29 protein-coding genes are annotated in these 26,331 nt (G+C 71.4%); 13 read left to right on the plus strand and 16 right to left on the minus strand.

Translation table 11 applies throughout. The annotated features are described in order from the left end of the window. The first annotated feature begins 26 nt into the window (after positions 1-26). On the plus strand, positions 27-1,058 hold the full coding sequence (locus HALOF300_RS02060; RefSeq protein WP_156738982.1) for a WxL protein peptidoglycan domain-containing protein: 1,032 nt from the start codon (positions 27-29) through the stop codon (positions 1,056-1,058). Between the two features lie 13 nt (positions 1,059-1,071). Here HALOF300_RS02060 and HALOF300_RS02065 read toward each other — a convergent pair whose 3' ends face one another. Together HALOF300_RS02065 and HALOF300_RS02070 are read right to left on the minus strand one after the other, a co-directional pair. Further along, positions 1,072-1,683 carry a methylated-DNA--[protein]-cysteine S-methyltransferase gene (locus tag HALOF300_RS02065; RefSeq protein WP_156739078.1) on the minus strand — a complete coding sequence of 204 codons (612 nt, stop codon included), beginning with the start codon at positions 1,681-1,683 and terminating at the stop codon, positions 1,072-1,074. A 38-nt stretch (positions 1,684-1,721) separates the two neighbouring features. Continuing rightward, positions 1,722-2,222, minus strand: a complete 501-nt coding sequence (locus tag HALOF300_RS02070; protein WP_156738983.1) for an RNA polymerase sigma factor — start codon at positions 2,220-2,222, stop codon at positions 1,722-1,724. Between the two features lie 70 nt (positions 2,223-2,292). On the opposite strand from HALOF300_RS02070, the gene HALOF300_RS02075 reads away from it, so the two are divergent. Further along, complete coding sequence (locus tag HALOF300_RS02075; protein WP_156738984.1) at positions 2,293-2,670, plus strand: ankyrin repeat domain-containing protein; 378 nt, start codon at positions 2,293-2,295, stop codon at positions 2,668-2,670. A gap of 147 nt (positions 2,671-2,817) precedes the next feature. Here HALOF300_RS02075 and HALOF300_RS02080 read toward each other — a convergent pair whose 3' ends face one another. From HALOF300_RS02080 to HALOF300_RS02100, 5 genes are all read right to left on the minus strand, one after another. Next, positions 2,818-4,326 (minus strand): catalase, encoded by a 1,509-nt coding sequence (locus tag HALOF300_RS02080; protein WP_156738985.1) that lies wholly within the window; start codon positions 4,324-4,326, stop codon positions 2,818-2,820. A 14-nt stretch (positions 4,327-4,340) separates the two neighbouring features. Beyond that, on the minus strand, positions 4,341-4,805 hold the full coding sequence (locus HALOF300_RS02085; protein WP_156738986.1) for a Fur family transcriptional regulator: 465 nt from the start codon (positions 4,803-4,805) through the stop codon (positions 4,341-4,343). Positions 4,806-4,889: 84 nt separating this feature from the next. Next, positions 4,890-6,119: a PP2C family protein-serine/threonine phosphatase gene (locus HALOF300_RS02090; protein ID WP_156738987.1), complete on the minus strand. Its 1,230-nt coding sequence runs from the start codon at positions 6,117-6,119 to the stop codon at positions 4,890-4,892. Positions 6,120-6,306: 187 nt separating this feature from the next. Continuing rightward, a complete protein-coding gene (locus HALOF300_RS02095; protein WP_156738988.1) occupies positions 6,307-9,033 on the minus strand; it encodes a lysylphosphatidylglycerol synthase transmembrane domain-containing protein in 2,727 nt (908 codons plus the stop codon). A 67-nt stretch (positions 9,034-9,100) separates the two neighbouring features. After that, positions 9,101-9,922, minus strand: a complete 822-nt coding sequence (locus tag HALOF300_RS02100) for a CPBP family intramembrane glutamic endopeptidase (RefSeq protein WP_156738989.1) — start codon at positions 9,920-9,922, stop codon at positions 9,101-9,103. Between the two features lie 111 nt (positions 9,923-10,033). Here HALOF300_RS02100 and HALOF300_RS02105 point away from each other — a divergent pair, with 111 nt between their 5' ends. Beyond that, entirely contained in the window at positions 10,034-10,261 is a 228-nt protein-coding gene (locus tag HALOF300_RS02105; RefSeq protein WP_156738990.1) for a hypothetical protein, read from the plus strand. A gap of 180 nt (positions 10,262-10,441) precedes the next feature. On the opposite strand, the gene HALOF300_RS02110 is transcribed toward HALOF300_RS02105, so the two are convergent. Together HALOF300_RS02110 and HALOF300_RS02115 are read right to left on the minus strand one after the other, a co-directional pair. After that, on the minus strand, positions 10,442-11,077 hold the full coding sequence (locus HALOF300_RS02110) for an HIT family protein (protein ID WP_156738991.1): 636 nt from the start codon (positions 11,075-11,077) through the stop codon (positions 10,442-10,444). Between the two features lie 10 nt (positions 11,078-11,087). Continuing rightward, positions 11,088-12,371: a BNR-4 repeat-containing protein gene (locus HALOF300_RS02115; RefSeq protein ID WP_156738992.1), complete on the minus strand. Its 1,284-nt coding sequence runs from the start codon at positions 12,369-12,371 to the stop codon at positions 11,088-11,090. Between the two features lie 111 nt (positions 12,372-12,482). On the opposite strand from HALOF300_RS02115, the gene HALOF300_RS02120 reads away from it, so the two are divergent. The 6 genes from HALOF300_RS02120 (at position 12,483) to HALOF300_RS02145 (ending at position 16,865) form a co-directional block, all read left to right on the plus strand. Further along, positions 12,483-13,196 carry a hypothetical protein gene (locus HALOF300_RS02120; RefSeq protein ID WP_156738993.1) on the plus strand — a complete coding sequence of 238 codons (714 nt, stop codon included), beginning with the start codon at positions 12,483-12,485 and terminating at the stop codon, positions 13,194-13,196. Further along, complete coding sequence (locus HALOF300_RS02125) at positions 13,193-13,495, plus strand: transcriptional regulator (RefSeq protein ID WP_154796269.1); 303 nt, start codon at positions 13,193-13,195, stop codon at positions 13,493-13,495. The genes HALOF300_RS02120 and HALOF300_RS02125 overlap by 4 nt, the downstream gene beginning before the upstream one ends. Then, on the plus strand, positions 13,495-14,406 hold the full coding sequence (locus HALOF300_RS02130) for an ABC transporter ATP-binding protein (RefSeq protein WP_156738994.1): 912 nt from the start codon (positions 13,495-13,497) through the stop codon (positions 14,404-14,406). Before HALOF300_RS02125 ends, HALOF300_RS02130 begins: the two co-directional genes overlap by 1 nt. Further along, on the plus strand, positions 14,403-15,206 hold the full coding sequence (locus HALOF300_RS02135) for an ABC transporter permease (protein ID WP_156738995.1): 804 nt from the start codon (positions 14,403-14,405) through the stop codon (positions 15,204-15,206). Before HALOF300_RS02130 ends, HALOF300_RS02135 begins: the two co-directional genes overlap by 4 nt. A gap of 102 nt (positions 15,207-15,308) precedes the next feature. Then, the gene (locus tag HALOF300_RS02140; protein ID WP_197522233.1) at positions 15,309-16,265 is read left to right on the plus strand and encodes a CHAD domain-containing protein; all 957 of its coding nucleotides are present in this window, start codon (positions 15,309-15,311) and stop codon (positions 16,263-16,265) included. Between the two features lie 147 nt (positions 16,266-16,412). Continuing rightward, the gene (locus HALOF300_RS02145; protein WP_156738997.1) at positions 16,413-16,865 is read left to right on the plus strand and encodes an Hsp20/alpha crystallin family protein; all 453 of its coding nucleotides are present in this window, start codon (positions 16,413-16,415) and stop codon (positions 16,863-16,865) included. Positions 16,866-16,966: 101 nt separating this feature from the next. Here the strand turns inward: HALOF300_RS02145 and HALOF300_RS02150 are convergent, their stop codons facing one another. Further along, the gene (locus tag HALOF300_RS02150) at positions 16,967-17,194 is read right to left on the minus strand and encodes a heavy-metal-associated domain-containing protein (RefSeq protein ID WP_156738998.1); all 228 of its coding nucleotides are present in this window, start codon (positions 17,192-17,194) and stop codon (positions 16,967-16,969) included. A 26-nt stretch (positions 17,195-17,220) separates the two neighbouring features. Next, positions 17,221-17,520, minus strand: coding sequence for a metal-sensitive transcriptional regulator (locus tag HALOF300_RS02155; RefSeq protein WP_154796260.1), 300 nt, complete (start codon positions 17,518-17,520; stop codon positions 17,221-17,223). A gap of 141 nt (positions 17,521-17,661) precedes the next feature. Between HALOF300_RS02155 and HALOF300_RS02160 the strand changes: the two genes are divergently transcribed. Then, a complete protein-coding gene (locus HALOF300_RS02160) occupies positions 17,662-18,864 on the plus strand; it encodes a DUF2330 domain-containing protein (protein ID WP_197522234.1) in 1,203 nt (400 codons plus the stop codon). 41 nt (positions 18,865-18,905) lie between these two features. Beyond that, positions 18,906-19,829 (plus strand): Ppx/GppA phosphatase family protein, encoded by a 924-nt coding sequence (locus HALOF300_RS02165; RefSeq protein ID WP_156739000.1) that lies wholly within the window; start codon positions 18,906-18,908, stop codon positions 19,827-19,829. Between the two features lie 22 nt (positions 19,830-19,851). On the opposite strand, the gene HALOF300_RS02170 is transcribed toward HALOF300_RS02165, so the two are convergent. After that, positions 19,852-21,480, minus strand: a complete 1,629-nt coding sequence (locus HALOF300_RS02170) for an MFS transporter (RefSeq protein WP_231954964.1) — start codon at positions 21,478-21,480, stop codon at positions 19,852-19,854. A gap of 80 nt (positions 21,481-21,560) precedes the next feature. On the opposite strand from HALOF300_RS02170, the gene HALOF300_RS27485 reads away from it, so the two are divergent. Next, positions 21,561-22,082 (plus strand): TetR/AcrR family transcriptional regulator, encoded by a 522-nt coding sequence (locus HALOF300_RS27485; protein ID WP_156739001.1) that lies wholly within the window; start codon positions 21,561-21,563, stop codon positions 22,080-22,082. Between the two features lie 36 nt (positions 22,083-22,118). Here the strand turns inward: HALOF300_RS27485 and purB are convergent, their stop codons facing one another. Next, positions 22,119-23,558, minus strand: coding sequence for an adenylosuccinate lyase (gene purB, locus HALOF300_RS02180; protein ID WP_156739002.1), 1,440 nt, complete (start codon positions 23,556-23,558; stop codon positions 22,119-22,121). A gap of 62 nt (positions 23,559-23,620) precedes the next feature. Beyond that, entirely contained in the window at positions 23,621-24,481 is an 861-nt protein-coding gene (locus HALOF300_RS02185; RefSeq protein ID WP_156739003.1) for an AraC family transcriptional regulator, read from the minus strand. 47 nt (positions 24,482-24,528) lie between these two features. Between HALOF300_RS02185 and HALOF300_RS02190 the strand changes: the two genes are divergently transcribed. Continuing rightward, the gene (locus tag HALOF300_RS02190; RefSeq protein WP_156739004.1) at positions 24,529-24,963 is read left to right on the plus strand and encodes an SRPBCC family protein; all 435 of its coding nucleotides are present in this window, start codon (positions 24,529-24,531) and stop codon (positions 24,961-24,963) included. A 25-nt stretch (positions 24,964-24,988) separates the two neighbouring features. On the opposite strand, the gene HALOF300_RS02195 is transcribed toward HALOF300_RS02190, so the two are convergent. After that, complete coding sequence (locus tag HALOF300_RS02195; RefSeq protein WP_156739005.1) at positions 24,989-25,786, minus strand: fructosamine kinase family protein; 798 nt, start codon at positions 25,784-25,786, stop codon at positions 24,989-24,991. After that, a complete protein-coding gene (locus tag HALOF300_RS02200; RefSeq protein ID WP_156739006.1) occupies positions 25,783-26,268 on the minus strand; it encodes a low molecular weight protein-tyrosine-phosphatase in 486 nt (161 codons plus the stop codon). Before HALOF300_RS02200 ends, HALOF300_RS02195 begins: the two co-directional genes overlap by 4 nt. Between the last annotated feature and the right edge of the window lie 63 nt (positions 26,269-26,331).

Here is a 26,331-nt window from a genome sequence, read left to right on the forward strand (position 1 = left end):
CGCCCCCACGGCCGGAAGGAACCGACATGTACAGCGCCTCTCTTCGATCCCGCCCCGCGCCTTCGACGGCGCGCGTCCGGCGCCGCGATGTCGACACCGCGGCGGGGGCCCGCGCCCGGCCCATGCTGTCGGTCCTCGCGTTCGCGCTGCTGGTCGGCACCATCGTCGGTGGCCAGGCGCCGGCGGCCGCGGACGTCGCGACCGATGATCTGACCTGGAGCGTGGCCCCGGCGGACAACGACCATGGCGCCGGCCGCCCCAACTTCAACTACTCGGTGAGCCCGGGTGACGTCATCGCCGACGCGTTCGTGGTCACCAACCTCGGGACGGCGGAACTCCCGCTCGCGATTTACGCCGCGGACGGATACACCACCCCGCAGGGCCACCTCGACCTGCAGCCGGCCGACGTGGCGCCCGCGGATCTCGGCACCTGGGTCACCCTCGAGACGACCGAGGTCACGCTCGGGGCAGGGGAGAGCGTCGAGGTGCCGTTCACGCTGGCGGTGCCCGTGGATGCGAGCCCGGGCGATCATCCGGGCGGCATCGTCGCCGCCTACACGTCCTCGGCTGACGGCGGCACCGTCCGGCTCGATCGCCGCCTCGGCTCCCGGCTGCACGTGCGCGTCGCCGGCGAGCAGCACGTCGAGCTCGAGATCTCGAACGTGCACCTGAGCCAGGACCTCGCGATCAACCCGGTCGCCGCGGCGCCGACGGTCCTTACCTACACGGTCACGAACGTGGGCAACGTGCGCACCCTGGCCCATGAGTCCGTCACCCTCGGGGGCGCCGGCGGCACCGCCGTGACGGGAACCGTCGAGGAGATCATGCCGGGTTCCGCGGTGGAACGATCCGTGGTCCTGAGCGGGTGGCCACTGATCCGGGTCGGTGCCGAGCTGGTCCTCACACCGGAGGCGGTCGACGGCGTGATCGGCGCCGAGGTGGCCGCCCGCGCCAGCACCTGGGCCCTGCCATGGGGATGGATCCTGGTGCTGCTCCTGATCGTGGCAGCCGCCGTGGTGATCGGTGTGCGTCGCGGCCGTCGCGAGAGCGCGGCCTGAGCCACCGGGTCGGTCAGGCGGCCCGCTCCAGCTGGAGGAGGGTCGCCTTCGCGGCCGGACCGCCCACGTAGCCTCCGAGCGAGCCGTCCGCACGCAGGACCCGGTGGCACGGCACGACGACCGGCAGTGGGTTCGTCGCGCAGGCGGAGCCGACGGCCCGGACGGCGCCCGGGTTCCCGACGTGGACCGCGACCTCACGGTACGTCTCCGTGTGTCCGTAGGCGATGTCCGGCAGGTGCCGCTGGACCAGGCCACGGAACCCATGGGACAGGCGACGATCCAGCGCGACGTCGAACGAAATGCGGCGCCCGGCGAAGTACTCCTCGATCTGCCGGGCTGCGGGCTCCAACCGGGCCGGAGCCCGCAGGACGCGGGGACCGATGCCGGTCGCGAGTTTGGTGAGGACCTCCTCGAAGCCCTCGCGTTCGTAGGCGACGCGGACGAGGCCGACGTCGGTGGCGGCGAGCAGGAGCCGCCCGACCGGGGTGTCGACCTCCGTGTAGGCGACGTCAAGAAGGCCCTGGTCCTGCGCGGCGTCCTCCAGTCGGCGGTGCAGGCGGGCCAGCACGTCGTCGTCGGGGGTGGTGCGCGCGATCAGGAGGGCAGCATCGTCGTTCGGCGGCATGGCAGTCGCGTTGGTGTTCGTGGGGGTGGCGTTCGTGCTCATCGGTGGTGTCCTTCCTCGGCAAGTCCGATCAGGTGCGGGTTGCGACGCAGCGATTGCAGCCCGTCCGCGGCGGCACGGCGGACGGCCGCCGGCGTGCCGCCGATGAGTTCGGCGGTCTGGGTGTGGGCGAGGCCGCCGAGGTAGTGATAGGCGACGGCGAGCCGTTGCCGCTCGGGCAGGGCGGCCACGGCGGTCCAGACGTCCGGGTCCGTCCCGCCCGGGACGCCCAGCGTCGAGGCCCGGTCCGGTACTGCCTCGGTGGGGATCGCGAGCCGCGCCCGCGAGCGGGTGACGTCGATCGCCTTGCGATGCGCAACCCGGACCAGCCAGGCCTGGACGTTGGTGTCCTCCGGGAGGTCCGGCCACTCCCGCAGGGCTGCGAGGAACGTCTCGGACCAGGCGTCGTCGGCATCCGGACCGGGGCCCAGGACGGCGCGACAGACCCGCAGGACGGTGCCGCCGTGGCGGGCCACCGCTTGCTCGAAGGGCTGTTTCATCGTCATCACTTAGGTAGACGCGCATGGAGCCGAGAATGTGAGGTCTGCGGGTCAAGCCTAGGATCCGACCATGGACCCGCTCTCCGAAGCAGACACGAACGCGGTGATCGCGATCGTCATGGACCTGGCGCGCGCCGGCAGCACCGACGAACTCCTGGAGTTCTTCGATCACGGGCTCGACGTCGACGTCCGCGATGCCGACGGGAACACCGCCCTCATGCTGGCCGCCTATCACGGTCACGAAGGCGCCGTCGCCGCGCTCATCGAGCGGGGCGCGGACGTGGACCTGCGCAACAACCGGGACCAGTCACCGGTCGCCGGCGCCCTGTTCAAGGGCGAGGACGAGATCGTCGCCGCCCTACGCGCGGCCGGCGCGGACCTGGACGCCGGGACCCCCAGCGCCCGCGCGACCGCCGAGATGTTCGGCCGGGCCCACCTGCTCGCCTAGCCCCGCCGTCGACCGCGAGGTTGTTGACTTGGCAGACCCGCGACCAGCCAACGATGTCGCGTTCGGGATCACAGGCGAAGCAGACGGCCCGGTCACCGCGGAAGGTGACCGGGCCGCCGTCGACCGCTGTCCGCGGTCGGTAGCGGATCAGACGAGTTCGCTGATCCGGTCGTCGTCGCCGAGCGCTCCGGCCCGGTGGGCTTCGATGGCGCGGCGCACGCCCTCGCCGTAGGCCGGGTCGGCCTGCGTGCAGTGGTGGATGTGCCGCTCGATGGTGACCTCGCGGGCCCCGTCGATCGCGCGGGCGGTGTTGGCGAACAGAGCGCGCTGCTGCTCCGGGCTCATCTGCCGGAACAGGTTGCCCGGCTGCTCGAAGTAGTTGTCGTCGTCCTCGCGGTACTCGAACCGGTCCGCCGGCCCGTCCAGCGCGAGCGCCGGCTCGGCGAAGGCGGGCTGGTCGGAGAAGCGGCCGTAGCTGTTCGGGGTGTAGCCGGGCACGCCGCCCTGGTTGCCGTCCACGCGCATCTGGCCGTCGCGGTGGTAGGTGTTCACGTTGGTGGCCCCGCGGGGGTGGTTCACCGGGATCTGGTGGTGGTTCACGCCCACGCGGTAGCGCGCGGCGTCACCGTAGGAGAACAGCCGTCCCTGCAGCATCCGGTCGGGGGAGACGCCGACTCCGGGCACCAGGTTGCTCGGGGTGAACGCGGCCTGCTCGACGTCGGCGAAGTAGTTCTCCGGGTTCCGGTTGAGCTCGAACTCGCCGACCTCGATCAGCGGGTAGTCCTTCTTCGACCAGACCTTGGTGACGTCGAAGGGGTGGAAGCGGTAGTCCTTGGCGTCCGCCTCCGGCATCACCTGGATGGAGAAGGTCCACTTGGGGTGCTCGCCGCGCTCGATCGCGTCGAACAGGTCCCGCTGCGCGGACTCGCGGTCACCGGCCACCAGCGCGGCGGCCTCGGCGTCGGTGAGGTTCTTGATGCCCTGCTGCGTCCGGAAGTGGAACTTCACCCAGAACCGCTCGTTCGCGGCGTTGATGAAGGAGTACGTGTGGGACCCGAAGCCGTGCATGTGCCGGTAGCCGTCCGGGATGCCGCGCTCGGACATCACGACGGTGACCTGGTGCAGAGCCTCGGGCAGGCTGGTCCAGAAGTCCCAGTTGTTCTCGGCCGAGCGCATGTTGGTGCGCGGGTCGCGCTTCACGGCGCGGTTCAGGGCCGGGAAGTGGTGGGAGTCGCGCAGGAAGAACACTGGGGTGTTGTTGCCGACGACGTCCCAGTTGCCCTCCTCGGTGTAGAAGCGCAGGGCGAAGCCGCGGATGTCGCGCTCGGCGTCGGCGGCGCCGCGCTCACCGGCGACGGTGGAGAACCGGGCGAACATCTCGGTCTGCTTGCCGACCTCGGAGAACAGCGCGGCCCTGGAGTACCGGGTGATGTCCTGCGTCACGGTGAAGGTGCCGAACGCGCCGGATCCCTTGGCGTGCATGCGGCGCTCCGGGATGACCTCACGGCTGAAGTGGGCCAACTTCTCGAGGAACCACACGTCCTGGAGCAGCATCGGGCCACGCGGACCGGCGGTGACGGCGTTCTCGTTGTCCGGAACGGGGGCACCGGCCGCCGTCGTCAGGGGCCGAGTGTTGTCATGGAACTGTTCGGTCATTCCGTGATGCTCCTTCAGTGGTGATGGTGGGAAATCTCTGGACGAGGCGCGACCGGATCGGCGGTGCCGGCCTGGCACGCGGGGCAGATGCCCCAGTAGGTGACCTCGACGGCGTCGATAATGAAGCCGGGCGCCTGGGGGACGGCGAGCGGGATCGCGCCCGGAGCCCCGTGGACGTCGGTCAGCGCGCCGCAGCGCCGGCAGACCGCGTGCTGGTGGTCGTCCCAACGCAGCCCCTCGTAACGCGCCGACGAGTTCGGGAGATCGATCCGCCGCGCCAGATCCGCGTCGACGAGCGTCTTCAGGACGTCGTAGACGGCTTGGGTGGAGCAGCCGCCGATCCGCTCACGGACCAGCCCGACGATCGTCGCGGCGTCTTGGTGAGGGTGCTCGTGGATGACCATCAGGACGGTCACCCGCGGCCGTGTCACACGCAGTGACGCCCCCCGCAGAAGCTCCTCCGCCTCCGACTCGATCACCCCTGCAGTCAATCACCTTTTCTGGATTCATTCCAGAAAGGGCCGGGTGTCCTGAGTCACAGCGTGGCCCCAGGCGCCCAGGTGTCAGCCGAGAATGATCCAGAGCAGCGCGACGAGGATGAGCACCGCGCCGCCGGCGAGGATGCCGGGCAGCGCCGACATGGCGGAGGTCGCCGTCGCTGGTGGTTCGAAGGAACGGGCGACGGCGGGGGTCGCCACCCGGGGCTCGTTGCCATCGGTGGGGGGTGCGTCGGGCGAGTCGGCCACGGCCGCCTCGTCGTGGTCGTGGTCGTGGTCACGGCCCGCCTCGTCGTCCGCGGGACCGAGGCCGTCGCCACCGACCCTCGGGCGGTCGAGCAGAGTGACGCCGTCGTCGGAGTCGATGTCGACGGTGGTGTCGACGTCACCGGTCGCCCCGGCGGTCGCGGGCCGCGGCGTGCGCACGAGGGCGCCGGCAGCGGGGTTCGCGGGATCGATGATCATCGTCGGCAACGACTCGCTCAGGGCTGCGCCGGCGTCCGGGGAGAGCGTGATGCCGTCGGTGACGGCACCGGCGAACACCGGCGCCACCTCGAGCGGGTCGCTGTCGCCGTCGGGCTCGGTGACCACATCGGCCACCACCACTGTGACGTTGTCCCGGGTCCCCAGCACGAGCGCCGCGTTGATCAGGCCGCGGGCCGCCTCGGCCGGGTCCGGCCGGGTCAGCAGTTCACCGATGTGCTCTGCGGACAGGTAGTCGGAGAGGCCGTCGCTGCACAGGAGCAGCCGGTCCCCGGGGGTCACCGTCAGGGCGATGATGTCCAGGTCGGCCCCGCCGGGCTGGTCGTCGAGGGAGCGGAGCAGCATCGACCGATAGGGGTGGGTGCGGGCCCGCTCCGGGGTCAGCTGACCCTGGTCGATGAGCCGCTGCACGTGCGTGTGGTCGGTGGTGACCTGGTAGAGCGAACCCTCGTGCAGGCAGTAGACGCGGGAGTCCCCGATGTGGCCGATGGTCAGCTGCTCGCCGTCGCTGGCCACCGCGACCAGGGTGGTACCCATCGACTCGAGCATGGCGTCGGCCTCGGACATGCCCTGGAGCGCCTGCCTGGAGGCCCGTCCCGCGGTCAGGAACTGGGCGGGGAGGTCCGTGCCGGGGGAGTGCTCCACCTCGGCGAATACCCGCACGGCCACGCTCGAGGCGACCTCGCCGGCCGCGTGCCCGCCCATGCCGTCGGCGAGCACCAGCAGCCGTGGGCTGCCGAGGGCGGAGTCCTCGTTGTTCGTCCGGACGGTCCCGAGGTCGGTCAGCACGGCGTAGCGGAAACTCACCGCCATCGTGTGCACCGCCTCTGACTGTCAGCCGCCTTCGGGGGCGGGGGCTTGGGAGCGAGTCTCACCCTACAACGCGGGAGGGGGCCGAATCTGCATCGCAACGGACCGAGGTGCCCATGTCCTGGAGGCGGGCCGCCGGTGCTGCCGCCGCGCCCGAGCGTTGCGCTCGCGGGAGCGTCACGCCGCCGGGTCAGAGCGCATTCTGCTTCTGCAGGTACCGTAGGGCCGCCCAGCCGAGGGGTACCCGGATCCAGAACGTCAGCACCCGGAACAGCACCGCCGTCGACGCCGCGGTCGCGGTGGCGATCCCGGCGGTCCGCAGACCCGTGGAGAGCGCGAACTCCACGGTCCCGATGCCGCCCGGGGTGGGCACGGCCGAGCCGACCGCGGTACCGGTGAGGTAGATGATCGCGAGCGTCGTGGCCGGCAGGGTCTGGCCGAACGCGGCCAACGCGGCGGCGAAGGACGCCAGATAGCCGAGGGTCTGCACCAGGTTCCCGCCGAGGGCGAAAGCGAGCCGCTGCGGCTGACCCACCACCCAGACCAGCCGCGGCCAGACCTGCTTGAGGGTCGGGGTGACCTTCGCGATCACCCAGCGCCGCAGCGCGGGCACCGCGAACGCGACCCCGACCACCACGGCCAACGCCGCGGCGACGATCAGCGCGGCGCCCGAGGGAAAGCCCTGTAGGGCCCCGGAGCTGCCGGTGAGTAGGGCGATCGCGATCAGGAGCAGCACGGTCGTGACGAATTGGGACACCTGCAGCAGCGCGACCGTGGCCAGGGCCACCGGCGTCTCGAGACCCCGTTTCTGCATGTACCGGAGGTTGAGCGCCGCCGGGCCGACGCCGGCCGGGGCCACGAGCGTCACGACGGACGCGGCGACCTGGACCAGCGTGGTGCGCCAGAGCCCTAGTTTCTCGGGAGAGAACCCGACCAGCCCCATCGCCGAGCCGACATAGGTGACCAGGCCGAGCGCGAAGGCCACGACCATCCAGAACGGGTTCGCCTCACTGATGACCTCGGCGATCTCCTGGAAGTTCAGGGTCGTCAGGAGTGCCCAGCCGGCCACTACCGCGATCGTGAGCGTGATCACGGTGCGGGCGCTGAACCGACTGAGCCGGATCGGCTCGACGACCCCCGCCGTGGGGATGAAGTCCACGAGGTGCGCCCGTAGAGCAGCCATTCCGGCCTTGTCCGCACGGGCCTCGGAGCGGGTCTGCATCGGCAGCGCGATCGGCTGCAGGAGGGGCGCGATCTCGGCGAGCTGCTCGATGGACAGCACCCGGGCGGCGGCAGCGATGGCCCGCTCGGGCCCGACCCGCAGCGCGAGCAGCGTCAGCAGCTGGGTGCGGTCCACCCGCCTGGCCAGCGAGCCGGACGCGATCTCGCCCTCCTCCCAGCCGTTCAGCCAGACCTCACCCGCGTCGGGGCCGTCGGCGTCGGCGATCATAAGGGTGTCGGCGGTGAGGTTGCGGTGCGCGAGGCCCGCCTCGTGCGCGATCTGCAGCTGCTTCCACGCGTTGATCATCACCTCGTCGGTGATCGTGCTGTTCGGGATGTCGGAGAGCTGCCGGGCGTGGTCGATGTGCTCGCCGAGGAGCAGCACGGAGTCCTCGGTCTCGGCGATGCCGCGCAGGCGCGGGCTGTTCACCCCGGCGGCGGACGCGGCGTAGTACATGAGGGCGGCGCGCTCCGCGGCCTGCCGCAGTGAGACGGCCGTCCGGCGGGCCAGCCCGCGCCGCACGATCGTTGAGATCACGGCGCTGAGCATGCCGATGACCTGCCGGTCGCCGTCGAGCACCACGGCGTCCCAGCGCACGCCGTCGGCGTCGATGACGGCGTACACCCGGTTCGCGCCCTCGCGCTCGTTCGCGACGGTCGCGGACTCGGGCAACTGGGCGAGCAGGCTGGTCTCGGTGTCGATCGGGCCGGCGTGGGCGTCGGTCGCGGCGCCGAGTGCCTCGTCCGCACTGTCGAGCGAGTCGGTCGCGGCGCCGTGTGTGTCGGTCGCGGCGGCGGGTTCCGCCGTCGTCGTCGCTTCGGCTTGCGCGGCGATCGGTGGCACGGTCCCGGTCCGGGGCGGGGTCGCGAACGACGGCGCCGTGTACCCGATCGGTCCCGCCGCCTCGACCACGTCCTGGCGCAGGTCCTCGGCGAGGGTCGAGTCGCCGATCCGGATCACCCGGATCGGGTCCACCCCGGCGCGCCGGATGCCCTCGACGAGCTCGAGTCCGTGGGCCCGCTGGCTCAGGACCCCGGACAGGTACCGCATGCCGAGGCCCGAGGCGCGGCCGATGAGCACGGACACGATCGCTGCCACCAGCGTCGCGGTCCCGGTGATCACCGTGACTATCAGGACGAACCACAGCAGGTTCCAGGAGATCCGCACGATGCGGCGGCGGTCACTGGTGCCGACCGCCGTCAGGAAGGCGCCGAGCGCGGCGACCGGCGCGGAGATCGTGATCACCCAGGCGCCGTCCTGGAACCGGAGCAGGGACCGGGCGAGGGCGTTCGTGGCGAACGCGTCGAGCAGCCAGATCGCGAGCAGGGCCACGACGTAGGCGACCGCTGCCGCAGCGATGGCGTCCAGCACGGCGCGGACGTTGCGACGCACCAGCTGCTCGATGACAACGATGATCGGCAGCACGAGGATGAGCAGGCCCTCGATCACGTTGACCGGGACGAGCAGGATCGTGCGGACCACCTGGGCCAGTGCGGACTGGACGTCCTCGGTCACGCCGGTCGTGGTCGCGTAGGCGTACACGGCCAGCGCCAGGACCGCGGCGATGCCGAGCAGCGACAGCAGCATCAGGACCAGGTCGACCGGGCGCCGGACCCGGGTCAGCGGGATGTCCAGGATCCGCACCTGGCGGACCGGGCCCCTCGGGGTCACCGGCCCTGCGGAATCGGTGGACATGTCCCCGATAGTAGGTGAGATGCACCGCCGGCCGTCCGTGCGTCCAGGCGCGGCGCCGACCGGTCGATCAGGCCAGCCCGAGCGCAGCCAGCGCGGCGGCGGGAAGCAGGGCGTAGCCCACAAAACCCACGACATCGATCAGGGTGTGCGCGATGACCAACGGCGCCACCCGCCGTCGGCCCCATTTCGAGCAGTAGAACAGACCGAAGACCACGCCCATGATGACGTTGCCGAAGAACGGCCCCCAGCCCTGGTACAGGTGGTAGGAACCGCGGATCAGCGCCGAGAGCACGATGATCGACCAGAGTCGCCAGCGCTTCTCGCGGAGCCGCTCGAACAGGTACCCGACCACGAGGACCTCCTCGAGGAGGCCGTTCTTGAGGGCCGCGAGGATCAGGATCGGGACCGACCACCAGTACGGGTCGAGGGCGGACGCCTGCACGGACACGGTGATGCCGACCGCGCGCCCGGCCAGGTACAGGCCGAGTCCGGGGACACCGATGATGGCGCCGAGGGCCAGGCCCCAGCCGAAGTCGCGCCCGGGGCGGCTCAGGTCCAGGCCGATCCGTCGAAACGGATTGCGACCGGTGTCGCTGAGCAGGTACAGCGCGAGGGCGACCGGCACCAGCGCGAACGTCAGTGAGAGCACCTGGTAGAGCAGGTCCCAGTACGGCCTCTCGGACAACGGTGGGTTGAGCGTCGCGGTCTGGTCCCCGAGCGGACCGCGGGTGAGGCGGTCGAGGATGTTGACGACGGCGTACACCCCGGACCGGCCGAGCGAGAGACCCATCACGATCCAGATCTCGACCGTCAGGCGCCGGGAGCGTGCCCTGGCCGACGGCGCCGGTGCGGTCAGGGAGGGGGTCGACGGTTCGCCCTGGGTCGCCATACGCCGGTTATAGCGCATCCACCTGCACATCCGTAGGGGTCAATGGGGGATTGACCCTTCGAGCCGCGTCAATGTAAATTGACGATTATGAACGATTCGGAGGTGAGGTCGATGAGCGCACTGTCTGCGGCCGCCGAGGATGACGGCGACATCTTCGCCGGGCTCGCGGCTCTGGTGGAGCTGCGCCGCCGGGCCGATGCCCGTGAGGAGGTGCTCGTGCTCCGGGCGCGGGGCCAGGGGCTTACCTGGGCCGAGATCGCGGTCCTGCTCGGGGTGTCCAAGCAGGCCGTTCACAAGAAGTACGGCGGCTCGCGGTTCGAACGTCGGGGGCCCGCGTAGGTCGGTCTGCCGACGAGGCCATGCCGACGGCCCGGAGCGGAGCGACAGCATTTCCGCTGGGCCGGAGCCGCGCAACTCCCGCCGGTGAGGCAGACCCTCCCGCCTGAAGCAGAACGTTCCATGGTTCTGATTCGAACGGGAGGCTCCGCCTGACGACGGGAGGTTCTGTCTGACCGCGGGTCAGCCCGCGGGAACGGCGTGGCCGCCGGCGATCTCGACGAGGCGCGCCGCGACCAGGTCCAGATCGGCTCGGGCCGCCTGCCGGTCGCGCGTGGGCAGGATGTCGCCCCAGTGCGACAGGAACGTGCCCCGCAGCTGCAGCATCCCGGTCGGTCGCGCGAAGAGCCACCAGTGCAGGTGCTCCTGGCCGTCGCCCCACCGGGCCACCTGGATCCGGGGCACGTCCAGGACGTCGCAGGCGGCCCGCTCGATCGCGGCCAGGAGTTCGCCCATCCGGGCAGCGGTGGCCGGCGGGAGATCGCGCAGGTCAGCGTGCTCTCGGGGCATCAGGAACGCCGCGAACGGAAGCGACTGCGCCTCGTTCGGCACGCCGAGCAGGGCGCGTTCGTCGTGCCAGAACACGTACGAGGTGTCCTCGGCCTCAACGGCCGCGCAGATGAAACAGTCCACGCCGCCGGTGCCACCGCGCGCGGTCTCGGCGGCCGGCCCCGTGAGCGGGCGCGGGCGCAGGTCGCCTTCGAAGGGCCAGCTGCTCCAGGTCGCCCAGTCCAGGTCCCGGTAGCCGTGCGTCTCGAGTTCGGCGCTCACCCGCCGGTACCACTGCTGCGCGGACTCCGGCGGGTCCGGCACGGTCACCTCCGCAGTCTCAGCGCTGCTCGATCAAGCCCACGACCTCACAACCGTAGTGCTGGGACGCGGTCATGGAACCGCGGAACCACAGCACCGCGCGGGTGGCGGGGTCACCCGGGACGACGATCGGGCGCAGGTTGTCGACGTCGGAGTTCTCGGTGACTGGTGTCCAGTCCCAGGAGGCACCGCCGTCGGAGGTGCGGCCATGGAAGATCTCGTGGTGGTCGAGCGCCGAATCGTCGCGTGGGTCGATCGGGGTGGAGGCGTAGACCGAGTCGAGGTCATAGGGGTCGATCGCGACCAGGCCGGTGTAGTCCTCCTCGTGCGGCAGGAGCGCAGCGCCGGCTCTGGCGAGATGGTGCACCTGCCAGGCTCCGCCGTCGAACGTGCCGTAGAAGAACCGGTGGTCGGAGAAGTTGCTGTTCTCCGGGTCATCGCCGGCGCGGCCGGTGAGGATCGCGGCGAGCCGGCCGTCCGGGGCGCGGCGGATGTCGGTGGTCCACGCGTGGGTGATCGTGGCGCCGGCGAACTCCGACCCGGCGGCCAGGATCGTGGTGAGCTCGACCTGGGACGGCGCCTGCTCGTCGAGGACCGGGCCGCCGACGACGGTGCCGTCGCTGGTGTGCAGGGCTCCGCCGGAGATGTAGCCGTGGTAGATCGAGTTGTTGTAGTCGCGCGGGTGGTGGTCGGTCGTGATCAGGTCGATCCGGTCGGTGCCGTTGCTGGCGTACCGGGTGTAGCCGTTGACGTACCCGATCTTGGGGCGGGTGAACAGCTTGCCGCCGAAGTCGAACGTGGTGCCGTCGTCGGTGGAGACCAGGATCGAGGGGTCGTCGTTGATCGCGCGCGCGAAGTTGTAGAGCCGGCCCTCGTCGGCGAGGTGGTGCAGGTTGGAGTAGGTGACGCCACGCCCACCGGTGAGCTCGGTCCAGTCGAAGGTCTGCTCCGGGTCCCACGTCGTCGCGTCGTGGGGTGCGGACGAGATCCGCCACCGGGTCAGGTTGTCCGTCTTGTGCTTGGTGTACACGGCCAGGTAGCGGCCGTCCGGGCGGATGAACAGCGCCGCGGTGTTGTGATCGTCGGTCTCCAGGCGCTCGTGCAGCATGACCACGTCGGAGTCTCCCGTGGCCAGATCCACGACGGCGATCTCCACGTTCCCCGCGCGGGCCTCGCCGCCCGGGCCCTCGGGTGCCGGGATCGAGCCCACCAGGAGGGTGTTCGTGACCGGGTCGATCAGGGCGCGCTCGTCCTGGAACCAGCACCATGCACCGTTGTCGTTGATTAGTTGCACCGTCGCCATGAACCCGATCCTATCCGCCTGGATAGCCCTTTCCACGCTTCCATTCCCTTGCGTGTGCGCCCAGAGCGTGGCAGAGTACTTTGCAACGCAAACTACTCTGCAAGGGAACCCATGTCTGTCGACGAGCCCGACGCCACGAACGCTCACCGGGCCACGGAGGACGCCGATGCTCACGAGAGCGACCGCGTGCTGGAGGACGCACCGCCGTCGGATCCGGCGGCCGTGCTGGCCATGATCGCTGCGCAGCGCGAGTCGACCCGTAAGAGCGTGGAACCGAACGGACCCCTCATCTTCGGGGCCTGGGGAGTCGCCTGGGTTATCGGCTACCTGGTGCTGCACTCCACCTACGACGAGACGCTCGGCCGCTCCACCGCCTGGGGCTTCGTGGTGTTCGGCCTCCTGCTGATCGGCGCACTGGCGTTCACGGCCGTGCACATCGCGCGGCGGGTGTCCGGCGTGCGCGGGGTGTCCGCCTCCGCCGGAGCGATGTACGGCTGGAGCTGGGTGGTCTCGTTCGCGATGGCGTGCATGCTGTTCGCCGGACTCTCCCGGGCAGGAGCCTCGCCTGAGGTGATGGCGATCGCCTCGAACTCCGTCAGTGCACTGATCGTGGCCGTCATGTACATGGCCGGTGGCGCGCTCTGGCACGAGTGGCGGATGTTCGGGCTCGGTGCCTGGGTCGCTGTGGTCGGCGGGACGGCCGCTCTGGTCCCCGCGCCGGGCACCTATCTGGTCATGGCACTCGCCGGCGGGGGTGGCTTCCTGGTGGCCGCACTCGGAGACCTGATCCTTTCCGGGCGCCGGGCGAGGCGGTCGCGGTCATGACCGATCCCGAGTTGGATCCGGTGATCCACGCCCAGGCGCGGCTGCGGGTGGTCGCGACCCTCGCGACCCTCGACGAGGGAGACCGGATGGCCTTCCCGAAGCTCCAGAAGCTGCTTGAGATGACCGCGGGCAACCTCTCCACCCACCTCCGCAAGCTCGAGGAGGCCGACTACGTGGCCATCGACAAGAGGTTCGAGGGGCGCAGCCCGGCCACCTACCTCGAACTGACGAAGAAGGGCCGCCGGGCCTTCGAGACCTATACCGAGACCCTGGAAGCACTCCTGAGAGGAGCGCAGTGATGGAACCGATCGTCAGCGTTCGAGACGTCCGCCGCAGCTTCGGCGACGTCGTCGCCCTGGATGGGGTGAGCCTCGACGTCCACCCCGGTGAGATCGTCGGTCTGCTCGGCCCGAACGGCGCCGGCAAGACCACCCTGTTGTCCCTGATCAACGGGCTCCGCAAGCCGGACTCCGGTACCGTCCGGCTATTCGGTGGTGACCCCCGCAAGGCCTCGTCGCGATTCGGACTGGGCACCACCCCGCAGGAGACCGGGCTACCCGCCACCCTCAGGGTCGGCGAGGTCATCGACTTCGTCGGCGGCCACTACGCCGACCCGATGGGAGGCGACGAGCTCCTGGACCGGTTCGACCTGCGGGACCTCGTGACCCGGCAGTCGGGCGGGCTGTCCGGCGGCCAGAAGCGCCGCCTCGCGGTGGCACTCTCGCTCGTCGGTCGACCGTCGCTCGTGCTCCTGGACGAGCCGACCACCGGCCTGGACGTGGAGGGCCGCCGCGCCCTGTGGCGGGCCCTGCGGGACTACCACGCCGAGGGTTCGACGATCATCCTCACCAGCCACTACCTGGAGGAGGTCGAAGCACTTGCCGAACGCGTGGTCGTGGTGGGCGGCGGCCGGATCCTCGCCGACGACCGACTGGACCGGGTCCTCGCCCGCGTGAACGCACGGCGGGTGAGCCTGCGCACCGGCGCCGCCGAGACGGAACTCGCCGCGCTGCCCACGGTGACCACAGTGCAGACCGAAGGCGACCACGCCCAGCTGCTCGTCTCGGACTCCGACGCGTTCGTCCGCGGCCTGGTGACCTCCGGCACCGAGTTCTCCGGACTCGAGGTCCGCGGTGCCTCCCTCGAGGAGGCCTTCCTCTCCCTGACCGATACGTCCGGCGCGCCCGAGACCGAGGAGGTCGCAGCATGAGTACCGCTACCGCGCAGGCGCCGATCGGGGCCACACCCCGCACCGGGCCGAGTCTGCTCGGCCTGATCCTGCTGCACGCGAAGTTCTCCGTACTCGAGACCATCCGGACCCCGATAGCCGTGGTCGGCAACCTGCTCTTCCCGACGCTGGCGATGCTCTTCTTCGTTGTCCCCAACTCCGCCGTTGCCGGCAATCCGCTGTTCGCGACGGCCGCCGTCGGACAGTTGGCGATGTTCTCGGTGATGTCCACGTTCCTGTTCACGTTCGGCTCCGGTGTGGCCGAGGACCGGGCCCTCCCGTTCGACGGCTACGTACGCACGCTGCCGGCCGGCGCCGCGCCGAGGATGCTCGGCCGGGTCCTGGCCGGCTGTCTGTTCGCGCTGGTCAGCCTGATCCCACTTGGGGTGGTCGGCGCCCTGCTCACCGAGGCCACCGCACCGCCCGCAACGGTCGTGCTGGCCGCGCTCATGGTGCTGGTGGTCGGCCTGCCGTTCCTGATGCTCGGCCTCGCGATCGGCTACCGGATGAGCAGCAAGGCGGCGATCGCCGTGGTCCAGGCGGTGCTGTTCCCACTCGCGTTCGCCGGCGGCCTGTTCCTGCCCGCCGAGATGTTCCCGAGTTGGCTCAACACCTTGTCGCAGGCCCTGCCCAGCCGCGCCGGACGGGATCTGCTCATCCAGGTGCTCACCGGCCAGCCCGCGTATGCGCTTGCCCTGCCGGTACTCATCGCCTGGGGTCTGCTGTTCACGGCGCTCGCCGTGCTGGCCTACCGCCGGGACGAGGGGCGTCGCTTCAACTGAGATACGACGCCTGACTGCCTGCCCACGGCAACCTTGCAACGTTCCATCCGAGCGATGGAACGTTGCAAGGGTGCGTTGGGGAGCGGGTGGGAGAATGGGGCGATGGGTCGCAGCGGATCGACAACCATCGGACCGATCGTCGAGCGCGCCACCGCCAGGGCCATGGCACGCGTGGTGCGGCGCGAAGCGGCGGTCCGGGCGTTGTCGGTGGACCGGGCGTTGTCGGTGGACCGGGCGTTGTCGGTGGACCGGGCGTTGCCGGTGGACCGGGCACTGTCGGTGGACCGGGCGGTGGACCCGGTACGCGCGGTGCACCGGCTGCGCGTGGCCGTGCGGAAGCTGCGGGTCCTGCTGGCCGCGTTCGGGCCCTACCTGGATCCGGAGTTCGCCGAGCCGTTGCGCAGCAGGCTGTCGGACCTCTCCGACGTCCTCGCCGCGGTCCGCGACCTTGACGTCCAGCTGACCGGTCTCGACCGGCAGGCGACGACGTCCCCTGCGTTCGCGATGGACGTGGAGCCGTTCCGCGACTCGCTCCGGTCGCGTCGCGCGGACGCGCTCCGGCGGCTCGAGGTGCGCCTGGTAGCTCCGGACCGTGCTGCGCTGATGGCCGACCTGAGCGCGGACCGGATACCGGTCCGTCATGGTGACGAGCGTGCCCGCCGCGCGCTGCGCCGGCGTCTGCGCAAAGCCTGGCACCGGACCAGTGAGCGCATCGCCGCCGCCGGCGAGGGTTCCGGCTCCCTGCACGAGGTCCGCAAGTCCGTGAAGCGGCTGCGCTACCTCGCCGAGATCGCCGCCGATCCGATCGGACGGCCCGCGAAGCGGCTCGCCACCCAGGCCGAGCGGACGCAGGAACTCCTCGGGGCACATCAGGACGCCGTCGTCCTGGAACAGCTGGTGCGCACCTACGTCGCGGATGCCGGCGGCCTGCCGCCGGGCACGATGTTCGCGCTCGGGGAGCTCGTCGGCCGGGCGCAGGAGCGGCGCGGGCAGATCGAGCAGGACTGGCCGCACCGGCGCGACCGGCTGACCCGCCGGGCCAGGCAACTCCTCGACTGACGGGGCCCCGAGCCGTCGGCGCGGCCGGCCCGGCGTTCGCCTTGAGCGAAGGTGACTCAACTTCGGGAACGATCCTCCGCCGTCGGGGGTTGAGGCTTGCATGAGGGACCGGCGTAGGGCCGGTCCCGGTCAGACGAGGAGATTGACATGGCTCTCACCTTCGACCCGTTCCGCGAGGCCGACCGACTGGCGTACCGCACCTCCACCCGCGTGCCCCGGTGGATGCCGATGGACCTGCACCGCAGCGGCGACGCGTTCATCGTCGAGATCGACCTGCCCGGCGTGGCGCCGGAGAGCATCGACCTGGACGTGGACGGCAGCACCCTGACCATCCAGGCCGAGCGTGCCTCCAGCCTCGGCGAGGGCGAGCGGTGGATCGCCAAGGAGCGCGCGACCGGCACCTACCGCCGGCAGCTCAGCCTCGGCGACGGCCTCGACGCGACCGCGATCCAGGCCGACTACGCCCACGGCGTGCTGACCGTGACCATCCCGGTCGCGGAGCAGTCCAAGCCCCGCAAGATCGAGGTGCGCACCTCGGCACCGGTCATCGAGCCGGCCACCGAGGGCTCGACGGACGTCCAGGAGGACGTGGCCGCCTGACCTGCGGCAGCCGTGGCGGATCGCCACGAACAACGAGCCCCGACCGTCGCTGGCGGTCGGGGCTCGTTCACGTCCGGGGCTCGCGCCGGGCCGGTAGCGCCTCAGGCGCGGATAGCCACCACGTCGTAGCCCGCCTCGTCGACGGCCGCGCGGATGGCCGCCTCGTCGAGCGGCGCGTTGGAGACGACGGTCACGGGCGAGGGCTCGCCCGCGCGGAGTTCGACGGAGACGTTGAGCACGCCGTCGACGCCCTCGAGCTCCTCGGTGACGTGGGCCACGCAGTTCGCGCAGGTCATGCCCGTGACGTCGATCGTGGTGGTGCGGTCCATGTGGGGATTCCTTCCGGGTTCTGGGGTCAGGAGCGGACGAGCCGGGCGATCGCGGCGGAGGCCTCGCGGACCTTCTCCTCGCCCTCCTCGGAGGAGGAGCGGGCAGCGTCCACCACGCAGCTGGCGAGGTGATCGTCCAGCAGGCCGAGACTCACCGCCTGCAACGCCTTGGTGACGGCGGAGACCTGGGTGAGGATGTCGATGCAGTAGGTGTCGTTCTCGACCATTTTCGCGATGCCGCGAACCTGGCCCTCGATGCGGCGCAGGCGCTTGAGGTAGGCCTCCTTGTCCGCGACGTATCCGTGGTCGTGTCCGTGCTCTTCCATATCCCGAGTATACCCCCAGTGGGTATCTGTGTGACCAGAGTGTGGGCACTCGACAACAGAACGGTCACGATCGGGGCCCTGCGGATATCGATCCGATCTCGGCCGTCCTCTCGGGCGCACTCGGCCCATACCGTGATGGCCATGACCACAGACCGCCCCGCCCGGCTCCGTCGCGGCATCGTGCTGACAGCAGTCGGCATCATTGCCGCGCTCGGTGCCGTCGTGGTCCCCACCCCCGCGCAGGCGTGCGCCTGCGGCGGCTATGTGGCGGCCGACGGGTACGAGGTCGCGGTCAACCGCGAGGTCGCGGCGATCGCCTGGGACGGCGAGACCGAGCGGATCCTGCTCGAGATGGACGTCCTCACCGATGCCCCCGACGCCGCGCTGCTGATTCCCACCCCGGCGCCGGCGGAGGTCGCGCTCGGCGACTCCGAGATGTTCGACGAACTCCTCGACGTGATCGCCCCCGAGGTCGAGGTCACTTACACCTGGTGGCCCGAGGCATCGTTCGGCGACGGCGCCGGCGCGGCCCCCGGGGCGGCCGCGCCCGACCTGGGGGTCGACGTCCTGGAGACGGTGGACCTCGGGCCGCTCGAGGCCAGCGTGCTCTCCGCGGACGACGCGGACGGCCTGGCGCAGTGGCTCGACGAGCACGGCTACGTCATGCAGGACGGCCTCGCCACGGCACTGCGGCCCTACATCACCGAGGGTTGGTACTACGTGGCGATGCGACTGACCACCGACGCCGCCGACCTCTCCGGCGAGCTGCAGCCGGTGGACCTGACCTTCGCCTCCGAGTCCCTGATCTACCCGATGCGGCTGTCCGCGGCGGCCGCCACGGATCAGTTCGTACGCACCTACGTGTTCGCGGACCGGCGGATGGCGCGCACCGACGCCAGTGAGGACACCGCCTCCGTCGATCTCAGGTTCGCCGGTGCCGTCGACCCGGCGGCGGTCGAGAACCCCACCCTCGCCGAGATCGCCGGGGTCACGCCGTACCTGACCGTGATGGACCAGTGGTTCCACGAACCGTCAACCGAGATCGTCTCGGACTTCACGTTCTCCGCGTCCACCCAGACCGGGGACTACCGCGAGGTGGTCCACGAGACCCGCATGCGGGAGATCCTGGGCATGCCGGCGGGACCGGTGCTCACCTTCCTCGGCCTGGTCGCGGCCGCCCTCGCACTCCTCATCGGCGGCCGGGCCGTGAGCCGCCGGGCCCGCCGTCGCTCGGCCGTGCCTGCGGGGCCGCGCCAGTCGACCGCGAGCGAGCCCGAGCCGCAACCGGCGCCCCCGGCCGGTGTCGACGGCGGTGGCCAGGAGCGGCACCCCAGCCACCTCTGATCCTCGCCGGCTCGAGCAGGGTCGCCGAGTAGACTCGCGCGGTGCGACTGGGCGTCCTGGACATCGGCTCGAACACGGTTCACCTCGTCGTGGTCGACATGGTCCGCGGCGCCCATCCGAACCCGGACCTGGACGAGCGGGTCACGCTCCGGCTGATGCAGTACCTCACCGACGATGGTGCGATCAACGACGTGGGGATCGCCGCCCTGCTCGAGGCCGTCGACGGCGCCGTCCGGCTCGCGCGAGAGCTGCGTGTCGACGAGGTCCTGACCATGGTGACCTCCGCGGTCCGCGAGGCCACGAACGGTGAGGCGGTGCTAGCCCTGATCCGTGCCCGCCTCGACGGCGATCTCCAGGTGCTCTCCGGCGAGGAGGAGGCGGCCCTGACGTTCCTCGCGGCCCGCCGCTGGCTCGGCTGGGCCGCTGGAAGGCTGCTCGTCCTGGACATCGGCGGTGGCTCGCTCGAGGTCGCCCTCGGCGTGGACGAAGTGCCGGACCTCGCCGTGTCGCTGCCGCTCGGCGCAGGCCGGCTGACCCGGACGCACCTGCGCCACGACCCGCCGCTGCCGCACGAGCTGAAGCATCTGCGGGCCGTGGTCCGCGCCGAGCTCAAGCCGCTCGTGGCCCGAGTGCGGGCCGAACCGAGGCCGGACCATGTGGTCGCGACCTCCAAGACGTTCCGGTCCCTGGCCCGGCTCGCCGGGATGTCCGTGGCAGGTGTCGGCCCGCACCAGCGCTGGCAGATGAGCACGTCGCTGCTCTCGGACTGGGTGCCGCGGCTGGCCCGGATCCCCGCCGAGCAGCGCATGGAACTGCCCGGCATCACGCCCGAGCGGACCTACCAGATCGTCGCAGGTGCCGTGGTGGCCGAGGAGGTCCTGCGCGGCCTGCGGGTGGAGATCGTCGAGATCTGCCCGTGGGCGCTGCGCGAGGGTGCGCTGCTGCGCCGGCTCGACCAGGTGTGAGCCGGCCGGGTGGGGATCGGTGTCAGCGTGCGCCCGAGGTGAGCACGCGCGTCGCGTCCTCCGGGTCGGTGGTGCCCGCAGGATCGAGCGGCCGGAGCGGTTGCGCACGCTCGGCGTCGTCCCGCCGCGCGCCCCGGCGCAACGCCAGGCCGACCCAGACGGCGGTGACCGCCAGCAGGGCGACGCCGGCGGCCGCGGTCACGGCCAGGCCGGAGGCGAACGCCTCCCGGGCCGAGTCGAGCAGGGCCGCGCCGACGCCCGGATCGCCCTGTGCCCCGGCCACCTCGACGGCGCCGCCGAGGGTCTCGCTCGCCGTCGCCCGGTCGCCAGCAGCGATGGTCTCCGGCAGCGCGACCCGGTCCCGGTAGATCGCGGAGGCGACGCTCCCGAGGATCGCGACCCCGAAGGCCGAACCCAGTTCGTAGGCCGTCTCCGAGATGCTCGAGGCGGCGCCCGCGCGGGCGGGTGGCACGGCAGCGAGGATGGCGTCGTTGGTGAGCGTCTCGGTGAAGCCGGAACCGGCGCCGACGAGCACGAAGACCGCGACCGCGACACCGATCCCGCTGTGTCCGGTCAGGGTGGTGCCGACCGCGTAGCCGAGGGCCGAGACGCCGATCCCGATCGGGACCAGGACGTGCAGCGGCGCCCGGTCGGCGACCGCGGCCGCGAGCAGGCCGAGCGCCACCGTACCCACGAGGCCGGGCAGCAACCACAGGCCCGCGACCATCGGGCTCAGCCCGAGTACGAGCTGCAGGTACTGCGCGAGCAGGAACAGCAGTCCGGCCATGCCCAGTGCGGCGACGAGGTTCGCGGCCACGGAGGCTGCGAACACCGGCCGCTGGAACAGGCGTACGTCCAGCAGCGGGTCCGGCCGGTGCAGCTGACGCCGCACGAACAGCCAGCCTGCGGTCGCCGCCACCGCCAGCAGCACGAGCGCCATCGGGACCAGACCGTCGTGCGCGACGGTCTTGACGGCGTACACCAGCGGCACCATCGCGAGGATGGACAGCGCGACGCTGACCAGGTCGAACCGGCCGGCGCGTGACCCGCGGGACTCCGGAACCAGCTGTGGCGCCGCGATCAGGAAGATCACGAGCACCGGCACGTTCAGCAGGAAGACCGAGCCCCACCAGAAGTGCTCGAGGAGCCACCCGCCCACGATCGGACCGAGCGCCGCGCCACCGGAGAACCCCGCGGCCCAGACAGCGATCGCGAACCGGCGCTCGCCGTCGTCTGTGAACACGTTGCGCAGCAGCGCGAGCGTGGCCGGCATCAACGTGGCGCCGAAGATCCCCATCGCGGCCCGAGCCGCGATCAGGTGCGAGGCGTCGGCGCTGAACGCCGCCCAGACGCTGACCACGCCGAAGCCGGTGGCGCCGATGAGCAGCAGCCGGCGACGGCCGAGCCGGTCACCCAAGGTGCCCATCGTGACGAGCAGGCCGGCGAGCACGAGCGGGTAGATGTCCACGATCCAGAGCAACTGCGTGGCGGTCGGCTGCAGGTCCCGGCTGAGGGCGGGCACCGCGAAGGAGAGCACCGTGTTGTCGATGCTGACCAGCAGCACCGGCAGCATCAGCGCGACGAGCGTGAGCCAGCGCCGGCGGGTGCTCAGCGACGGGGCGTGGCTCGACTCTGCGACGTTGATGGACACGGCTGTACTCCTGGGTGCGGTTCGGACGATCGATCATCACTGTACCGTCTGGACGGTTAAGTTCGCGATAGAGTGTGATCATGTCCACAGCCAGACATCGAATCCTCGACGCGCTCGAGCAGGTCCTGATCGCCGAGGGTCCTGCCCTGGCGACGATCGAGCACGTCGCCGCCACGGCCGGCGTCTCCAAGGGCGGCCTGCTGTACCACTTCGGCAGCAAGGAAGCCCTCTACGAGGGATTGCTCGCTCGCCTGACCGACGCAGCCGAGCAGGTGCGTGTCGGGACCGACGTGAGCGCCGCCGTCGGCGAGTACCTGCGCCAGTCCTCGGTGGCCGACGACGCCTACAGCACCACGATGCTCGCGGCGCTGCGGCTCGTCGGGGCGCCCGAGGTCGACGTGCCGACGGCCCTGGCGGACGCCAGTGACCGGTGGTTCGCCCCGGTCGGCGCGCTGATCGCGGACCCGGTCACCGCGCGGCTGGTCCAGCTCGTGGGCGACGGGCTCTACCTGAACGCCCTGGTGGCCGGATCGGCCAGCGAGCACGACCCGGCCGTGGTGGCCCGGCTGCTGGCCGCGCTCGAACCCGGCGCCGGCGGGTGATCGAAGCGGGACCTGAGCGCGGTCCCGGCCAGCGGATCAGGCCAGGTGGTCCACGAGTCGCTGCGCCAGTCCGGTGTACGAACCGGGGGTGAGGTCCAGGAGCCGGTGTGCGACGTCGTCGGGCAGTCCGAGCCCGCCGATGAACTCGCGCATCGCGGCCCGGTCCACCCGGCGCCCGCGGGTCAGTTCCTTGAGCCGCTCGTACGGGTCGGCCATGCCCTCGGCGCCGGCGACGGCGGCCGCGCGCATCGCGGACTGCACGGCCTCGCCGAGCACCTCCCAGTTGCCGTCGAGGTCGCGCGCCATCGCCTCGGCGTCCACGTCGAGCCCGGCCAGGCCGCGACGCACGTTGTCCAGCGCGAGCAGCGAGTGCCCGAACGCGACGCCGATGTTGCGCTGCGTGGTGGAGTCGGTGAGGTCGCGCTGGAGGCGGGACGTCACCAGGGTCGAGGCGAGCGTGTCCAACAGCGCGCAGGAGATCTCGAGGTTCGCTTCGGCGTTCTCGAACCGGATCGGGTTGACCTTGTGCGGCATCGTCGAGGACCCGGTGGACCCCTGCGCGGACAGCCGCTGCTTGAAGTAGCCGAGCGAGATGTAGGTCCACACGTCGGTGGCGAGGTTATGCAGCACCCGGTTGAACCGGGCCACATCCGCGTACAGCTCGGCCTGCCAGTCGTGGCTCTCGATCTGCGTGGTGAGCGGGTTCCAGGTGAGTCCGAGGCCCGTCACGAACTCCCGGGCCACGGCCTCCCAGTCCGCGCCGGGGACCGAGATCGCGTGCGCGCCATAGGTGCCGGTCGCGCCGTTGATCTTGCCGAGGAACTCCGCCGATTCGATCCGCCGCATCTGGCGGCGCAGCCGGTGCGCGAGCACGGCCAGCTCCTTGCCGAGGGTCACCGGCGTCGCGGGCTGGCCGTGCGTGCGAGCCAGCATCGGCACCGCCGCGTTCACGCGGGCCAGGTCGGCGACGGCGTCCGCCACCGTGTGCGCGGCCGGCAGCCAGACCTGCCCGACGGCGGAGCGCACCGTGAGCGCGTAGGACAGGTTGTTGATGTCCTCGCTCGTGCAGAAGATGTGCACGATCTCGGTCACGTCCGGCAGCACGGTCTCGCCGAGCACGTCCGGGGCGGCGGCGAGCCGGCGCTTGAGGAAGTACTCGACGGCCTTGACGTCGTGCAGCGTCTCCCGCTCGATCTCGCCCAGCTCGGCGATCTCGGCGGAACCGAAGGAATCGACCACACCGCGCAGATAGGCGACCTCCGCCGTCGACAGCGTCGGTGCGCCGGGCAACACCCCACCGGTGGTCAGGTGGATGAGCCACTCGACCTCCACGTGTAGCCGGGCCCGGTTCAGGGCCGCCTCCGAGAGGTGGTCCACGAGCGGGGCCACGACCGGCCGGTAGCGCCCGTCCAGGGGGCCCAGGGCGATCGGCGGGGTCAGGTCGGCAAGGTCGGTGCGACCGGAGCGAGAGGGCATGGGGCAATCATCCCAGAGGCGGGCGACCTCCCCCGAACCGTCTCGCGCGAGGCGGTACCGGGTCACTGCGGAGCCGCGTCCTGCTCCGGCACGAAGCGCACGGCATCGAGGCCGTACCGGCGTACGCGGTCGAAGTAGGCGGTCGGGGTGAGTCCGACGAAGCGATGGAACGCGCGGGTCAGGTGCGACTGGTCGTAGTACCCCGCGGCAGCGGCGAGGTCGCTCCAGACCACCCCGGCAAAGGGCTCACCGCCCGGATCGAGGGCCGCCGCCGTCAACCGATCCAGGAGCCCGTGCAGCCGCCGCAGGTCGGCGAACACCTTCGGGGTGACGCCGCACGCGCGGCGGAACCGGGCGACGAGCGCCGGGGCCGAGACACCTGCCAGAGCCGCCACGTCGCCCACCCGTGGCTGCGGATCGTCCCCGAACGACTCGATCGCCGCCCGCACGACGGGATCGGGATGCCAGGCCGGATCGAGCCTGGCGCGCAGCGCCGCCACCACCGCCGCGAGCGCGACCTCGGCCGTGACGTCCGGATCGAGGTGGGCGAGGCCTTCGAATCCGCCGACCTCGTGCACCCCACCGGCCAGGCGCTGCGGATCCAGGCCGACCGCCCGCAGCGCATCCGGGCGGAACCGTGCGCCGACGTTCGCGACGTGCGCACCGTTCGCGCTGATCGTGGCCTCGTCGGTGAGCCCGGCGACGAACGGACCGTGGAGCCGGTGCCAGCCATCGGGCCGGCGGACCCCATAGGGCTGGACGGTCAACGGCACGATGAGCGGCACGTCCGGGGCGGGCAGGATCCGCTCGTAGCGCGCCGGCGCGTCGGACCGCACGAACCACAGACCCGCGAGGACCTCCGCCAGGTCCACGGGCGCAGCTCGCTCGACGAACGCTGCGGCCGGATCGGGCGCGGTGGGCATGAAGAATATCCAAGCCCATCGGCCGCGCCGGTGCCTACCGTTGCGGCATGACCACAGCCATCGACACCCGCGTGCTGATCCGAACCGCCCGGGATCGGGTCTGGGACGTATTGACCGACTTCTCCCGCGCCCACGAGTGGATGGCCGAGGCCACGGACATGCGCCAGGACGACGCCACGCTCGCCGTCGGGAGCGTGCTGAGGTTCCGCGCACAGAACTCCGATCGCACCTCGACGGTCGAGGCGCTCGAACCCGGCCGGATGATCGCGCTCGCGAGCGATGGCCCCGGCGTGCACGCCGTCTATACCTACACGCTGACCGATGTCGACGGCGGCACCGAGGTCCGGCTCGTCGCCGATGTCGGGACCAGTGGCCCGATGCGGCTCCTCGGTCCGGTCATCCGTGGGTCGATCGCGAAGGCCGACGGTGGTCAGCTGGTGGCGTTGGCCCGACTGCTCACGACCAACGACACTCCGGCCTGAGGCGCCCGGCGCGTCCGCCCGCCGCTCAGACGTAGGCGGCCGCGGCCTGGACTGCGGCGTCGGCGTAGGAGCTGCCGAACAGCACCGTGTGCACGAGCAGCGGGTTGAGCTGGTGCAGCGCGATCCGGTCGGGCCAACCGGCCGCGAGCGGGGAGACCTCCTGGTAGCCCTCGACGATGTCATCCAGGTGCGGCTGGCCGAACAGGTCGAGCATCGCCAGGTCGGTCTCGGCGTGCCCGCCGTGCGCGGTCGCGTCGATGAGTACCGCCTCGCCGCCCGCGTCCGCGTCCCAGAGCACGTTGCCGTTCCACAGGTCGCCGTGCAGACGGGCGACGGCGGGGCGCCCCAGGGATGCGTGCTCGCGGACCCGGGCGGGCTGGTCGTGCTCGAGGTCACCGGCCACGAGCCGGGCCGCGACCGCCTCGACGGCAGCTGCGCCGTCGGGCGTGATCGAACCCTGCCCGACGGCGGTGCGCAGGAACGGCAGCACGCGTGTAGTCGCGTAGAACTCGCCCCAGCGGAGGTCCGGGGTGCTCGGGCCGGGCATCGGCGCCTGCGCCATGAACCCGCCGGTGCTGCCGGGGACCTGGCCGAAGAAGTCGGCGCCGGCGGCGTGGGTGCGGGCCAGCGCCGCGCCGAACGCGCGGGCCGCGACCGCCGTGGTCGGGCCGGACCGGATCGACTCCAGTTCCAGCACGCCGGGGCCGACGTCGCGCACTCGGGCCACCCGGGCGCCGCCGGGTACCTGGGCGAGCCAGCGCAGGCCGTCGGCCTCCGCGAGGGCGGCGTCCGGGTGCGGGAACCGGGTCTTTCGCCAGGTCACGCGAGCCGTTCGCGCACGTGCGCCACGATGCCGGGGGCAGCCGCGAGGATCTCGGCGTAGCTGATCTCGAAGTCACGTCGGTCGCCGTAGTAGGGGTCGGCCACTTCGTCGTCCTCGCGGTCCGGGTCGAAACTGCGCAACAGGCGGACCTTCTCCTGCGCGTCGGGGTCCGGGGCGAGCCGGCGCAGAGTGTCGACGTGGCTCTGATCCAGGGCCAGGACCAGATCCGCGACGGCGAAGTCTGCGGCGGCGAACCTCCGTGCCCGATGGTCGGTGAGATGGTGCCCCTTCTGGGTCAGCACCGACAGGGCGCGGTGGTCCGCGTCCTCGCCGAGGTGCCAGTCCCCGGTGCCGGCGGAGAACACCCGGACCCGGTCGGTGAGTCCGGCGTCTGCGATCGCGTCGCGGATCACCGCCTCGCCGATCGGGGAGCGGCAGATGTTTCCGGTGCACACGACAGCGATCGTGAAGGGGGCGGACATGCCAGCCATTGTGGCCATGGCGGCGGCCGGCCGCACCCAGGGCACGGGTTGTGGCGACAGGTT

The organism is Occultella aeris, from assembly GCF_902703175.1.
GTDB lineage: Bacteria > Actinomycetota > Actinomycetes > Actinomycetales > Beutenbergiaceae > Occultella > Occultella aeris.

Bases quoted from the DNA above. Each gene is read 5' to 3' on its own strand.
- HALOF300_RS02060 (WP_156738982.1), top strand. From the start codon at position 27: ATGTACAGCGCCTCTCTTCGATCCCGCCCCGCGCCTTCGACGGCGCGC.
- HALOF300_RS02065 (WP_156739078.1), bottom strand. From the start codon at position 1,683: ATGCCGCCGAACGACGATGCTGCCCTCCTGATCGCGCGCACCACCCCC.
- HALOF300_RS02070 (WP_156738983.1), bottom strand. From the start codon at position 2,222: ATGAAACAGCCCTTCGAGCAAGCGGTGGCCCGCCACGGCGGCACCGTC.
- HALOF300_RS02075 (WP_156738984.1), top strand. From the start codon at position 2,293: ATGGACCCGCTCTCCGAAGCAGACACGAACGCGGTGATCGCGATCGTC.
- HALOF300_RS02080 (WP_156738985.1), bottom strand. From the start codon at position 4,326: ATGACCGAACAGTTCCATGACAACACTCGGCCCCTGACGACGGCGGCC.
- HALOF300_RS02090 (WP_156738987.1), bottom strand. From the start codon at position 6,119: ATGGCGGTGAGTTTCCGCTACGCCGTGCTGACCGACCTCGGGACCGTC.
- HALOF300_RS02095 (WP_156738988.1), bottom strand. From the start codon at position 9,033: ATGTCCACCGATTCCGCAGGGCCGGTGACCCCGAGGGGCCCGGTCCGC.
- HALOF300_RS02100 (WP_156738989.1), bottom strand. From the start codon at position 9,922: ATGGCGACCCAGGGCGAACCGTCGACCCCCTCCCTGACCGCACCGGCG.
- HALOF300_RS02105 (WP_156738990.1), top strand. From the start codon at position 10,034: ATGAGCGCACTGTCTGCGGCCGCCGAGGATGACGGCGACATCTTCGCC.
- HALOF300_RS02115 (WP_156738992.1), bottom strand. From the start codon at position 12,371: ATGGCGACGGTGCAACTAATCAACGACAACGGTGCATGGTGCTGGTTC.
- HALOF300_RS02120 (WP_156738993.1), top strand. From the start codon at position 12,483: ATGTCTGTCGACGAGCCCGACGCCACGAACGCTCACCGGGCCACGGAG.
- HALOF300_RS02125 (WP_154796269.1), top strand. From the start codon at position 13,193: ATGACCGATCCCGAGTTGGATCCGGTGATCCACGCCCAGGCGCGGCTG.
- HALOF300_RS02130 (WP_156738994.1), top strand. From the start codon at position 13,495: ATGGAACCGATCGTCAGCGTTCGAGACGTCCGCCGCAGCTTCGGCGAC.
- HALOF300_RS02135 (WP_156738995.1), top strand. From the start codon at position 14,403: ATGAGTACCGCTACCGCGCAGGCGCCGATCGGGGCCACACCCCGCACC.
- HALOF300_RS02140 (WP_197522233.1), top strand. From the start codon at position 15,309: ATGGGTCGCAGCGGATCGACAACCATCGGACCGATCGTCGAGCGCGCC.
- HALOF300_RS02145 (WP_156738997.1), top strand. From the start codon at position 16,413: ATGGCTCTCACCTTCGACCCGTTCCGCGAGGCCGACCGACTGGCGTAC.
- HALOF300_RS02150 (WP_156738998.1), bottom strand. From the start codon at position 17,194: ATGGACCGCACCACCACGATCGACGTCACGGGCATGACCTGCGCGAAC.
- HALOF300_RS02155 (WP_154796260.1), bottom strand. From the start codon at position 17,520: ATGGAAGAGCACGGACACGACCACGGATACGTCGCGGACAAGGAGGCC.
- HALOF300_RS02160 (WP_197522234.1), top strand. From the start codon at position 17,662: ATGACCACAGACCGCCCCGCCCGGCTCCGTCGCGGCATCGTGCTGACA.
- HALOF300_RS27485 (WP_156739001.1), top strand. From the start codon at position 21,561: ATGTCCACAGCCAGACATCGAATCCTCGACGCGCTCGAGCAGGTCCTG.
- purB (WP_156739002.1), bottom strand. From the start codon at position 23,558: ATGCCCTCTCGCTCCGGTCGCACCGACCTTGCCGACCTGACCCCGCCG.
- HALOF300_RS02185 (WP_156739003.1), bottom strand. From the start codon at position 24,481: ATGCCCACCGCGCCCGATCCGGCCGCAGCGTTCGTCGAGCGAGCTGCG.
- HALOF300_RS02190 (WP_156739004.1), top strand. From the start codon at position 24,529: ATGACCACAGCCATCGACACCCGCGTGCTGATCCGAACCGCCCGGGAT.
- HALOF300_RS02200 (WP_156739006.1), bottom strand. From the start codon at position 26,268: ATGTCCGCCCCCTTCACGATCGCTGTCGTGTGCACCGGAAACATCTGC.